Origin of the sequence: Paenibacillus sp. FSL H3-0469, from assembly GCF_038051945.1 — a bacterium.
Classification (GTDB): Bacteria; Bacillota; Bacilli; order Paenibacillales; family Paenibacillaceae; genus Paenibacillus_AQ.
The window spans coordinates 4752168-4764449 of the sequence record NZ_CP150302.1; the positions used below are offsets into that span (position 1 = coordinate 4752168).

Genomic DNA, 12282 nt, shown 5'->3' on the forward strand with positions numbered 1-12282 from the left:
ACCATCGCCAGGCCGCTACCGCTTGATGATCTCCGTAACCTTTTTCTGAATCACCGGCATCACCTCTTCCAGGGTCTTGTGTCCCGTCTCGACCGGCTGCAGCTCATTAATGAACATATCGTTGATCTGCGAGTAGTTGGTAATCAGATGGTTGTAGGATTCATAGCCGTATTTGACCGCGCCCTCGTAGACCTTCTTCACATCCTCCGGATCAATGCCGTCAAAATGCTTGTAATACACCTCAGCCGCTTCCGTATTGACTGGCGGATTGCCGCCGCTCAGCTCGATGGACTTCTCCTGGACTTCGGTGGTCATCAGGTATTTGATCCATTCAAAAGCCTCCTTTGGATGCTTCGAATCCTTCAGAATCAGCAGCGGATCGACGTACAGCGTGCTGCGCACCTTGTCATTGCCTCCCCATGGCACGGCGGCTACGCCGACCTTAAACGGGAAGTCATTGGCCCCGGCGAGGTTCCAGGAGCCGCCGATCGACATACCGATCTTGCCGGCGACGAACGGGTCGCCGTTCTGTCCGGCCACACTTTTGCTCCACTCGGAGGTCGGGGACACCTTATCCTTGAACACAAGGTCGAACAGCTTGTGGTAAGCGGCAATCACCTCGGGGGAGTCGAAATGCGTCTCGGAAGGAACACCGCCGTTGGTCCAGGTATCTTCAGAGTAAGGCTCTGCTCCGAAGTACAGCGGCCGCATATCACGCTCCGCCCAGGTGAAGTCGACGCCGTATTGTGTTTTGGCAATATCGTCCGAGACGAGCGTCATCTTCTTGGCATCCTCCACCATACGGTCAAACGTCCAGTTCTTATCCTCGTAATCGCTTGGCGGATAGGACACGCCTGCAGCATCGAACATATCCTTGTTGTAGAGCATCAGGGTGACGTACATATTGACCGGTATGCCGTAGGTATGACCGTTTACGGTATAGATTTTCATCAGATTCTCGGGGATGTTGTAGTCCTCCGCCTTGAAGCCGTCTTCCTTAATGAGGTCCGTCAGATCCAGCAGCATATCCTTGTTATAATATTCGGCAAAGCCGCCGTATCCGTAATGACTCGTCACATCCGGGGAATTACCGCCGGCAATCAGTGTCTGCAGCTTGCTGTCGAACTGCTCATACGGTGCCTTCTCTACCTTGACCTTGATGTTCGGGTGCGCCTTCTCGAAATCCGGGATCAGCTTCTCGATAAAAGTCCGGTCCTCGGAGTCAATCGTATAGTGGGATATCGTCACTTGCTTCCCCGGATCGCCGGTACTCCCGGCTCCGCTGTCCCCAGCCGCCACATTGCCTGCCGACTTGCCGCCGCCACAGCCCGCCAAGACTGTCGTTACTGTCAGGGCTGTTGCCAGCAGCAGCGCATACCTCTTGCTCTTCATCATATTCTTCATTGTCTAATCCCTCCTGATTTCAAGTGTGGTAACCCGGGATTACTTGATACCCGTCAGTACAATGCCTTCTACGAACTGCTTCTGGGCGATGGCGAACAGGGTGACGATTGGAACCATAGCCAGTACCGAAGCGACCATCAGCAGATGCCACGGCGGAATGCGGAAGCGCGATGAGGTGAGGGAGGCCATGCCGACGGGAAGCGTGAATTTGTCCGACGAGCTTAAGTAGAGCACAGGGGTCAACAGATCATTCCAGCTGTAGATAAAAGCAAAGATTGCCACGGTTGCCAGCGCCGGTGCAGACAGCGGCAATGCGATGGTCCGCCACATCCTCAGCTCGCCGCAGCCGTCCATCCGTCCGGCGTCGAACAGCTCCTCAGGCAGCGTGGAGAAGAACTGCCGCAGCAGGAAGATGTTATACGCCGAGCCGAAGAAGGCGGGAACGATCAGCGGCAGGAAGGTGTCGATCCACTGCATTTTGGAGAACAGGACGAACTGCGGAATCATGATCGCCGGATACGGCAGCATCATCGTGCTCAGGAGCAGGATGAACCAGAAGTTGTTGCCGCGTCCCCGGTATCTGGCGAACCCGTAAGCGACCAGAGCCGAAGAGAGCAGGGTGCCGAATACGGAGAACCCGGCGATGATCAGGCTGTTTTTGTACAGTGTGCCGAACTGGAGCGTCTCAAAAATATCGGTATAATTGCTCCAGGCCCAGCTCTCCGGGAGAAAGGTCGGCGGGAACTTCAGCATCTCCCGTTTCGACTTCAGCGAGGTAGAGACCATGAAGAACAGCGGCAGCAGCATTAGGAACGTTGTAAGGAGCAGTGCGGTGAAGCTGGCAATCTTAACGGGTTTGATTCTCCGGCGCGGCCGGGAAGCCGGGCCAAGCGGGCGGGTGGCCTTAACAGTACTCATCGGCGGCTCCCTCCTTCATAGTGGACATAACGGCGCGACAGCCTCATAATGACCGCCGTGAACAGCATGACAACAATCAGCAGCACCCAGGCAAGCGCGGAGGAGTATCCGGCACGGTATTCCTTGAAGGCGCTGGTATACAGATTGTAGACGTAGAACCAGGTGGAATAATTGGGGCCGCCCTGCGTCATGACGAAGGCCTGCGTGAAGACCTGGAAGGAGTCGATCAGACCCATAATCAGCTGGAACAGCAGGACAGGCGAGATCATCGGCAGCGTAATATTCAGGAAAATGCGGAAGCGCCCTGCGCCATCCAGATTGGCGGCTTCGATCAGGCTGGCCGGGACGCCTTGCAGACCGGCGAGGAAGAGAATCATGCCCGAACCTGCTGTCCAGAAGGACATGATAATTAGGGCATACAGCGCCGTATCGGGATTCATCAGCCAGGCCGGGCCGTGAATGCCGAACCAGGAGAGCATATAGTTGAAGAGGCCGATCTGCGGATTGAAGATCCAATACCAGAGGAGTGACATGGCCACGCCCGAGACCATGCTGGGGAAATACATCGCTGTCCGGAAGAAGCCGCGCCAGGGAAGAGTCTGATGCAGCAGCAGGGCGAAGCCCAGGCCAAGCAGCAGCTGGACCGGAACGCTGATGAAGGTGTACCTTAAGGTGACTGTCACGGAACGCCAGAACAGCTCATTGTGGAACATCTCCGTATAGTTGGCGAGGCCGATGAATTGGGGCGGATGAATGATGTCATAGTCGGTGAAGCTGTAATACAGCGATGACAGGATCGGGTACAGGGCGAAGATCAGGAAGCCGACCAGCCAGGGGGAAATGAACAGATACATGTAGAATGTCTGCCGCCGGCTCTCACTCTTAATCACGAACACACCAGCCTTTCTTCCTATAAAGTATAAGCGCTTTAACTTTAGTGATAAATAAAAATATAATTTGCCGATATAATTACATTGGATAAGTTAAAAGTTAAACCGCTTTAACTTTTTGACGTCCGTTGATCTAATCATAGTGGATGAATTGGAAATAATCAACCCTTTATTTCGTGAATAAAGCGCTATCAGTCAACAAATATAACAAAAGAGTTGATAGTTTTGCTGAAAATGATGAAAATCCGAATGTGAATAGGAGTTTTGTGTGAGGTAATGTGACTTGTGCGGCGTTGTTTCGGGAACAGCACGCCTACGGGCGACCGATTGCCCACACGCCACCCAATGTAATCGGTTTTCCGATGACAATCCGCCTGATAGCCCACACGCCGCCCGATGTAATCGGTTTTCCGATTACATTCAACCCGATAGCCCACACGCCACCCAATGTAATCGGTTTTCCGATGACAATCGCCCCGTCAGCCCGCGCGCCGCCCGATGTAATCGGTTTTCCGATTACATTCAACCCGGTAGCCCACACGCCGCCCAATGTAATCGGTTTTCTGATGACAATCGCCCCGTCAGCCCGCGCCGCCCGATGTAATCGGTTTTCCGATTACATTCAACCCGGTAGCCCACACGCTGCCCAATGTAATCGGTTTTCCGATGACAATCCGGCCGGTAGCCCGCGCGCCGCCCAATGTAATCGGTTTTCCGCATCCCTATCATTTCCTGAACGGCAAAAACCCGTACGGCATTGCCGGACGGTCCTTGCACCCGAATCAGCCGGTGCGGCTTAATGCCACTGGTGATCGCCGGACAGATACTTCTCGGTCAGTACGGACAGCAGCTCGATTCCGACTTGATTCTGTCCGCCTTCCGGGATGATCAGATCGGCGTATTTCTTGGAGGGCTCGATGAAGGCCTCGTGCATCGGCTTCACCGTGGTGAGGTATTGCGTATGGATCGAACGAATGGTCCGCCCGCGTTCCTCGATATCCCGCAGCACCCGGCGCAGGATGCGTACATCAGGATCGGTGTCCACGAACACCTTGATGTTCAGCTGCTCGCGCAGCTTCTCGTCGGACAATACATGTAACCCTTCGAGAATGACGATATTGTTCGGGGCAAGCTCCACGGTCTTCTCGGTGGAGCGGGCATGAACTGTGAAGTCATACACCGGGGCGAAGGCGGCTTGTCCCGCTTTGAGACAATCCAGATGCTCGATCAGCAGTTCCGTGTCGAAGGCCAGCGGGTGGTCGTAGTTAATCGCCCCGCGTTCAGCCATGCTGAGGTAAGAATGGTCTTTATAGTAGTTATCCTGGGATATGAATGTTACTTTGTCAGAGCCAAGACGGTCAATCACGGAGCGAGCTACCGTTGTCTTGCCGGAACCGGTCCCGCCGGCGATACCAATAATGAGCATGGTGTAATTATAAACCTCCCTAAGCGATTGCCTTTGCAATTCCAATATTGTAGCACAGCGTTCAACTTATTTCACCTTGATCGAGAGGAATATCATGTGAACATTCAAAACATTCGGTTATTTTGTAGGAGAATGATATAATTTCAAGGATTCATACAGATCGGGCGCTACGGAGAAGGGGGCTAGGATAACAAAATGAACGAGGAGAATGCTTTAATGGAGGCGTTCGGCCGGACGCAGGTGCAGCTTGCAGGCCATGGCGGACGGGACGCAGCCGTACTCAAGAAAGCGCTGGCTAGTGTAGAGGATAGCCTTGCTGCGGACATGTACGGGACAGGAACGGTGATTGAGGAATTCCAGGCGGAGATGGCAGAGGTGCTGGGCAAAGAATGCAGCGTGTTCTTCCCCAGCGGCACGATGGCACAGCAGATTGCTCTGCGGATCTGGAGTGACCGTGAGGGGAGCAAAAGGGTCGCTTATCATCCGCTATGCCATCTGGAGATTCATGAGCAGGACGGCCTGAAGGAGCTGCATCATCTGGAGCCGTTGCTGCTGGGCAGTGCAGACCGCCTGATTACCCTAGAGGATGTGCAGGGGATGGGGCCTGGAATCGCCTGTCTGCTGCTGGAGCTGCCACAGCGGGAGATCGGCGGACAACTGCCGGAGTATGCGGAGCTGGAAGCGATATCGGCGTCTTGCCGGGAGCAGGGAATTAAGCTCCATCTGGACGGGGCGCGGCTGTTCGAGGTGCTGCCTTACTACGGCAAGACGGCGGCCGAGGTCTGCGCGCTGTTCGATAGTGTGTATGTCTCCCTGTACAAGGGCATCGGCGGGATTGCCGGAGCGATCTTAGCCGGAAGCCGGGAGTTCACGGAGGAGTCGAAGATCTGGAAGCGCCGCCACGGGGGCGACCTGATCAGTCTCTATCCCTATATTGTCCCGGCCCGGTATTATTACCAGCAGCGAATCGCCAGGATGTCAGAATACTATGAGCAGGCCAAGGAGCTGGCGGCCTTATTCAACAGCTGCCATAAGGTATCCACGCTGCCGGAGGTTCCGGTCTCGAATATGTTCCACATCCATTTCGCACTGCCACGGGAACAGCTTGCCCCTGTATTGATTGGGATCTATAACGAGACGGGCATTGGCCTGACACCACGGCTCAAGCCAACCGGTGAGAACGCCTGTTATTACGAGCTGAACATAGGCGATGTCTACGGCGGCGTCTCGGGGGCGGCGCTAAGGGAAGCGTTCCGGCTGCTGGATGAGCGGCTGAAGCCGCTCTGACTCTGATAGATAAGTAACAAGCCTCTGCGGAAGCCCGCAGAGGCTTGTTTGCTGATGGCAGTACAGGTGGAAGCAGGAACAGCGAAAGGCAGCGACTTGGTTCAAAGAATAAGAATGTATATGCATCGCGCAATAAAAATTTCTTATCTTTCTTCTTGGAGGTGCAGGCTACGCCTGGCTCCGCAGAGTCATTTTTCTCACCGGTCCGGCCACCATCTGCTTCTCTGCCCCGTTCAGTCCGAACAGCCACATGGTAAGCACATAGATGAGGGAGTACAGGATGACATACATACCCAGGTACACGTAAGAAGTGATACTCACGAAGCTAAGCAGGAACCCGCACGCACCGGTCAGCAGCACCACCGGAATGAAGACGCGGATGATCTGCAGCCAGAAATGAAGAATATCGAACTTCAATTTATATTTGTAGTACACATTATTTAGGCATACATTGATGATCATCCCGATAGCCGTAGCAATGGCGCAGCCTGTAATCCCCCAGATCCGGATGAACCAGAAGGTTAAAGCCACCTTCAGAATAGCAACAGAGAAATAGATGAAGGCCTTCACCCGGTGCATATTCATCGCTTCCAGCATGGTGGCGAACAGCGATTGCACAATCGATGTGATCTGGGGAATGATGATGATCAGCGCAACCGTGTATGCATATTTGTAATCCGGACCGAGCCAGATCAGAATGAAGCTCTGTCCGAATAACACGAAGCCCGAGACGATGTAGCCTACGATCAGCGCCTGGATTCTGCCTATTTTGACCAGCTCCAGCATTAAAGCCGCCTGATCTGCACCCTTGACGATCATCTTGGTGAGCTTGGGCAGATAGAAGCTGGCCAGCACATTGGAGAAGTTGAGAATATACGTGTTGAGCTGGGCGGCGATGGCGAAGACGGCGATAGGCGTAGCCCCCAGGAACATCCCGATGATCAGCGGATCAGCATTCGTATAGATCTGGAAGGCGATCGAAGACAATAAGATATACGACGAATAGCTGAAGATCTCCTTGAACAGCTTGGTATCGAAGCCGTGGAACCGGACCCGCAGATTCAGCTTGGTGCGGCAAAAGACTACATTAATCACGCCGATTGCCAGGTTCAGCACAAGTGCGACGGTGACCATTCCTGTTGATCTGAAGCCGAACATCAGGACCAGCACCATCATGGCCGGAGACAGGACCACGCGGATCAGGTTGATGATTTTGAGATAGACGAACCGCTCATAGGCCGTAATGATCGAGCTGAAGATATTCAGCGGGAACGAGACAGCCACATTGATGGCAGCAATGATGAATATGGTCTTCAGAATGCCGAGCTCAGCTGCATCGAGGCTGCTGAAGATCGAATCGAAATTGAACACCAGAATCACACTGGCAAGTAAGGAGAGGAATCCGATGGCAGAGAAGAGCAGCAGGAACATTCCGTTTATATTGCGCTGGCCTGTGGAGTCATTCTCAGAGATGTATTTCGCATTGAAGCGGATGACCGCGCTGCCGAAGCCCAGATCCAGCAGGACGATATAGGCGATGATGGAGTTCACCAGCGCGAATAATCCATATTCGGATTTCCCCAGGGTCGACACAATGAACGGCGTCGAGCCCAGGGAGATAATAACGCCTAAAAATACGGAAGCATAGGTTATGATTGCAGCAAGTTTAATATTGGTTTTCAAACAGATCGCTTCCTCGCTACAGAGAGTGTCTTGTGCTTATTTTAAGCGGTAACGATGGACGAAGCAGGTTCTTCAGCGCTGCTGCTTGCCATGGATTCAATGATCTGGCTGTAATGCTGGACCGAGAATTCATTATTGTACCGTGGGCGCCGGATCGTTTTCAGTTCTTCCAGCAAGGCCGGGATTTGCTTTACATCGTTCGTGAATTTCACATAGCCCAGATGCTTGATCCATTCGTAGCTGCCTACCACTTTATAATTGTAATTCCCCAGCGCAATACAAGGTGTGGATGTAATCGCCGCAAAAATCATCCCGTGCAGACGGTCCGTAATCACAACCTCGGCCTCCTTGAACTGATTCCATAAGGTATTCAGCTCGTGGTCCCGGTCTTCCAGGGAGACAGGGCGGAGGATGCAGGTATCCGTGAAGGTAGTGGAGCTGTAGTGCTTGGAGGTGTATTCCTGGATGACCTTTTTATCCTGCTCGCTGAAAATACTCTCCTTATCCGCTCTAATGCACAGAAGGGCACCATGGCGCTCCTTAGGAGGATCTGTGATGTCGAGGGACATTACAATGTCCGGCGTTAACAGCACTGCGTTGTTTCTGAAACCTGCTTTCATAATTTCGTACGACGTTGCCTCTCTGGCGACCAACGTGAGGTCCTTGTGGGAGCCATAGAGGTCCTGTGTCTTCTTGAACTCCGCGCGCCCAAGCTCGGTATCACCGAAGTAGATGGTCTGCGGGAAGACGATGATTTTGTTATTTGGGAACTCAGAGATAATCTTGCGGCGTACCTCTTCCTCGCGGAAATACTCGATCCCGAAGTTGCCTCCGCCCTGAAGCACGAAGATATCCTCCGGCGAACAGAACTCCTCCAGACACTTCATGTTATGCATCAGCCGGTTGGCGACAATCTCAATCAGGGTATAGTCAGGAAAAGCTTTCCGCAAAAAATTCATCTGCGCATAAGTGATGGCGTGATCGCCCAGATTGTCATGCTCAGGGGAGCCGACGACGTAAATGGCTTTCGTCTTGTCTTTATATGCATTCCGGTAGCTCAGATAGCCCTTATAGTATTGGTAAACGGGAATATTGCTTACATAATTGCGGAAAGACAGCGGCAGGATCTTCTCAAGGGCTTGGCTCATATCATATTACTTCCCTTCAAACGGAGTTTGGAATAATACAGCATTTTGTATACCGTGGAGCTGGTCAGAATAAGCAGGGCTGCAGTCTTCATCTCCCGGCGGATGATGCGGTTGCGCAGGATTGCGGAGGTATGCTTGCTCAGGAACCCGCCCAGCTCGGTCAGATATTCCTTGTTAACTGCAGTCTCGCCGGTAATCAGCTGGAAGTTGCACAGCTCAATGCCTTCGGTTACGGTCCGGGATAACGAGATTTCTTTGGCGACCGGATAGTTTTTATCCTGAATCGTCTCGTAGATCTCCAGCGCCGCACGGAAGCGGTCGTAATATTTCCGGTTGTTCATCGCTCCGGTGATGCTGTCGCTTCGCTTGAGATACAGGTATTTGGGGGAGTCCAGCGAGACGGTCTTGTTCGCCTGGAGGAATAATTTATAGGTGGTAAAAATGTCCTCGAAATACCGGCCGACCGGATATCTCACCTGGCTGAACAGCTCAGCCTTGTACAGCTTATCCCAGGCAAGGTTCTGGATCTCGGTATCCTCAAGCAGCTTGTCAATGGCTTGCGCATTATCGTATACACGCACCTGGTGCGTGAAGGACTTTTCCAGCTTGACATCATCCTGTACCTCGCAATGGCCGCATACAGCGATATCTGCATTGTGGGCGGTGATGAGTCCGTACAGGGCTTCGTACATGTCCGGTTCAATCCAGTCATCGCTGTCGACGAACCCGATATACCGGCCCTCTGCCACATCAATTCCATAGTTGCGGGCATCGGACAATCCGCCGTTCTGCTTATGAATGACGACGACACGCGGGTCCAGCTCCTTGTAATACTCGCAAATCTCGCCGCACTTATCGGGTGATCCGTCATTGACCAGAATCAATTCAAAATTGCGGAAGGTCTGCGCCAATATCGAATCCACACACTTCCTCAGGTACAGTTCCACGTTGTAGATAGGCACAATAATACTTATCTCTGGCTTCACTCGAGCAGTCACTTCCTTTCCCGGTTCTGATTCGGGTCTACGCGTCACTATATTTGTGATAATCTTACTATCCGGGTCAAAAGGTTGTATATACTACTAAAGTGTACTTATCGCTTGAGGAGGGGCGTGAGCTGCCTGACGGGAAGCCGCTGTTCCGCAGCAAAAAGACCGCAGCACCATGGGGTGACTGCGGCCTTTCGCCTGCTGAAATTTAGTTAAACGTAATCGCCAGCGCGCTGGTAAACTGGCCGCCCGGCGGCAGGGAGATGGCGTTCTGCTTCTCCCGGAAATCGCCGGTGAAGCCTTCGAGATCGGCCACGCCATGCCAAGGCTCGATACACACGAACGGTGCATTCTTCGGCTGCCAGATGCCGAGATCAGGGAAGCCCGTGAAGGCGACCGTTACGCTCTTAGCAGACTGTTTGCTTTTCAGGGCAACCGATTTAGACTGGACATTGCGGAACACAAGGGCGTCATGCGCAAACATCTCGTGGTTCAGCGGCAGCTTGTTATCCCCGTCGAGCATGGCCTCGCCCTGGCCCGGAGTGATCAAGCCATTCTCATTCAGGAACAGGCGCTCCAGGCGTTCCGTCTGCTCAAATTCAAGATAGTAGTCGGTGAAGCGGCCTTCTCCGCCAATCGGGCAGTTGAACGCCGGATGGGTGCCGAGCTGGAAGAACATCTCCCCTTCACCGGGATTCTCCACCCGGTAACCGATGTCCAGCGTGCTGCCGTTCAGATTATAGGTGAGATACAGATGGAATGGATACGGGTAGCTGGCCAGCGTGTCCTCGCTGTGCGATAGCCGGTAGACCGCTTGCGTCTCGCTTGCCTCCACCAGCGTGAATTCGTTGCGTCTGGCGAAGCCGTGCCGGGCCAGCGGATAAGTCTGTCCATCTACACGGACCACTTCGCCTGCGGCTCCCCCGATCATCGGGAACAACACCGGAGAACGGCCTGTCCAATAGGCGGCGTCTCCGTTCCACATATATTCAGTATCTGTATCCGTTCTTCTGAAGCTGACCAGCTCAGCACCGAGTGAACTGATCTCGGCCACGGCCAGGCTGCTGCGTAAAATAGTGTTCATGCTTTTACCCCTCTCGCCCTGCAATATGTAATCCTGATGTCTCATATTCTAACAGACTTCCCCGCAGGTGCCAGCAAATAACGGAAATTCTCCAGCCTATAATTTTTACAGTATGTACAATGACAAACAGGTGGAATTCGTTAACATAGAAGGATAGCAATGATTCCATATCAGCGGAAACGGGGGAATAAGCCGATGCAGGTGAAGCAACTATTGGTGAACGGTGAGCGGCTGAAGAATACCATTGAGGCCTTTGCCGATTTCGGGCGGACAGACCATAACGGAGTTACCCGGCTATCGCTGTCAGAGCAGGATGTGCGGGTGCGCGGCTATTTCACCGCCTGCTGCGAAGAGCTGGGCATGACCGTGAAGGTGGATGATATGGGCAATATGTATGCCACTCTGGCTGGCAGTGAAGAGGGCCCCCCGATAGTGATGGGCTCACATCTGGATACCGTGAAGAAGGGCGGCAGATTCGACGGTGTGCTGGGGGTGATTGCCGGCCTTGAGGTCGTGAGAACCCTGGTAGATCAAGGGATTAAGCCCCGGCTGCCTGTCACGGTGATGAACTTCGCCAATGAGGAAGGTGCCCGCTTCGAGCCGTCCATGATGGCCTCAGGTGTCTTATCCGGCAAGTTCGATAAGGCAGCCATGCTGGAGAAGAAGGACGCGGAGGGCGTCAGCTTCGGCGAGGCGCTGGAGGCCAGCGGCTATGCCGGCGATGCAGAGAACCGGATCAGGGAAGCGGCGGCTTATCTGGAGCTGCATATCGAGCAGGGCCCTGTGCTGGAGAAGGAGAACGTTAAGATCGGCCTGGTTGACTGTGTCGTGGGCATGGCCTGCTATGAGATTGAAGTGACCGGGGAATCGGATCATGCCGGAACTACGCCGATGGATATGCGCCGGGATGCGCTGTTTGCCGCTACGGATATTATTGCGGAGCTGCGCCGCAAGCTGTCCGTGCTGGACCCTGAGCTGGTCTATACGATGGGACGGATAAATGTGCTGCCGAACATCCATACCGTGATTCCGAACAAGGTAATCTTCACCGTGGAAGCGAGACATAAGGACATGGATGTGGTCCGGGAGGTCGAGGCGGTCATTCACGGCCTGCCGGAGGAGCTGTTGGATTGCAGCGTGTCGAAGACGAAGCTGTGGGGCCGCGACACGGTATGGTTTGATCCGGGGATCTGTGCGCTAGTGGAGCAGGCTGCGCAGAAGCTCGGTTACAGCAGCCGGAAGCTGGCGAGCGGTGCGGGGCATGATGCCCAGTTCGTGGCCGGGTTCCTGCCGTCGGCGATGATCTTTGTCCCAAGCGTGAACGGGAAAAGCCATTGCGAGGAAGAGCTCACCTCCTATGAGGATTGTGAGATGGGCGTGAATGTGGTGCTGGAGACTTTGCTGTCGCTGCTGTCCCGGGACTGAGGGGCGGGCAGGGCAAGCTACGCCGGGT

10 protein-coding genes are annotated in these 12282 nt (G+C 53.7%); 2 read left to right on the forward strand and 8 right to left on the reverse strand.

Annotated elements, in window-relative coordinates; translation table 11 throughout:
• Positions 1 to 15: 15 nt before the first annotated feature.
• The 4 genes from NSS83_RS21015 to udk form a co-directional block, all read right to left on the reverse strand.
• Positions 16 to 1404, reverse strand: a complete 1389-nt coding sequence (locus NSS83_RS21015) for a sugar ABC transporter substrate-binding protein (RefSeq protein WP_341346400.1) — start codon at positions 1402 to 1404, stop codon at positions 16 to 18.
• A 39-nt stretch (positions 1405 to 1443) separates the two neighbouring features.
• Positions 1444 to 2322 carry a carbohydrate ABC transporter permease gene (locus tag NSS83_RS21020; protein WP_341346401.1) on the reverse strand — a complete coding sequence of 293 codons (879 nt, stop codon included), beginning with the start codon at positions 2320 to 2322 and terminating at the stop codon, positions 1444 to 1446.
• Positions 2319 to 3218, reverse strand: a complete 900-nt coding sequence (locus NSS83_RS21025; RefSeq protein ID WP_341183027.1) for a sugar ABC transporter permease — start codon at positions 3216 to 3218, stop codon at positions 2319 to 2321. Before NSS83_RS21025 ends, NSS83_RS21020 begins: the two co-directional genes overlap by 4 nt.
• Positions 3219 to 4008: 790 nt before the next feature.
• Positions 4009 to 4638, reverse strand: a complete 630-nt coding sequence (gene udk, locus NSS83_RS21030; RefSeq protein WP_341183025.1) for a uridine kinase — start codon at positions 4636 to 4638, stop codon at positions 4009 to 4011.
• Positions 4639 to 4833: 195 nt separating this feature from the next.
• On the opposite strand from udk, the gene NSS83_RS21035 reads away from it, so the two are divergent.
• Positions 4834 to 5925 (forward strand): beta-eliminating lyase-related protein, encoded by a 1092-nt coding sequence (locus NSS83_RS21035; protein WP_341183024.1) that lies wholly within the window; start codon positions 4834 to 4836, stop codon positions 5923 to 5925.
• 168 nt (positions 5926 to 6093) lie between these two features.
• Here NSS83_RS21035 and NSS83_RS21040 read toward each other — a convergent pair whose 3' ends face one another.
• From NSS83_RS21040 to NSS83_RS21055, 4 genes are all read right to left on the reverse strand, one after another.
• Positions 6094 to 7608, reverse strand: a complete 1515-nt coding sequence (locus tag NSS83_RS21040) for an oligosaccharide flippase family protein (protein WP_341183023.1) — start codon at positions 7606 to 7608, stop codon at positions 6094 to 6096.
• Between the two features lie 41 nt (positions 7609 to 7649).
• Positions 7650 to 8756, reverse strand: a complete 1107-nt coding sequence (locus NSS83_RS21045) for a polysaccharide pyruvyl transferase family protein (protein ID WP_341183022.1) — start codon at positions 8754 to 8756, stop codon at positions 7650 to 7652.
• The gene (locus NSS83_RS21050; RefSeq protein ID WP_341183021.1) at positions 8753 to 9742 is read right to left on the reverse strand and encodes a glycosyltransferase; all 990 of its coding nucleotides are present in this window, start codon (positions 9740 to 9742) and stop codon (positions 8753 to 8755) included. Before NSS83_RS21050 ends, NSS83_RS21045 begins: the two co-directional genes overlap by 4 nt.
• Positions 9743 to 9953: 211 nt before the next feature.
• Positions 9954 to 10829, reverse strand: a complete 876-nt coding sequence (locus tag NSS83_RS21055; protein ID WP_341183020.1) for an aldose 1-epimerase family protein — start codon at positions 10827 to 10829, stop codon at positions 9954 to 9956.
• A gap of 195 nt (positions 10830 to 11024) precedes the next feature.
• On the opposite strand from NSS83_RS21055, the gene NSS83_RS21060 reads away from it, so the two are divergent.
• A complete protein-coding gene (locus tag NSS83_RS21060) occupies positions 11025 to 12254 on the forward strand; it encodes a Zn-dependent hydrolase (RefSeq protein ID WP_341185161.1) in 1230 nt (409 codons plus the stop codon).
• Positions 12255 to 12282: the final 28 nt, after the last annotated feature.

Excerpts from the sequence above, each read along its gene's own strand:
- udk (WP_341183025.1), bottom strand. The coding sequence starts at position 4,638 with ATGCTCATTATTGGTATCGCCGGCGGGACCGGTTCCGGCAAGACAACG.
- NSS83_RS21035 (WP_341183024.1), top strand. The coding sequence starts at position 4,834 with ATGAACGAGGAGAATGCTTTAATGGAGGCGTTCGGCCGGACGCAGGTG.
- NSS83_RS21055 (WP_341183020.1), bottom strand. The coding sequence starts at position 10,829 with ATGAACACTATTTTACGCAGCAGCCTGGCCGTGGCCGAGATCAGTTCA.
- NSS83_RS21045 (WP_341183022.1), bottom strand. The coding sequence starts at position 8,756 with ATGAGCCAAGCCCTTGAGAAGATCCTGCCGCTGTCTTTCCGCAATTAT.
- NSS83_RS21060 (WP_341185161.1), top strand. The coding sequence starts at position 11,025 with ATGCAGGTGAAGCAACTATTGGTGAACGGTGAGCGGCTGAAGAATACC.
- NSS83_RS21015 (WP_341346400.1), bottom strand. The coding sequence starts at position 1,404 with ATGAAGAATATGATGAAGAGCAAGAGGTATGCGCTGCTGCTGGCAACA.
- NSS83_RS21020 (WP_341346401.1), bottom strand. The coding sequence starts at position 2,322 with ATGAGTACTGTTAAGGCCACCCGCCCGCTTGGCCCGGCTTCCCGGCCG.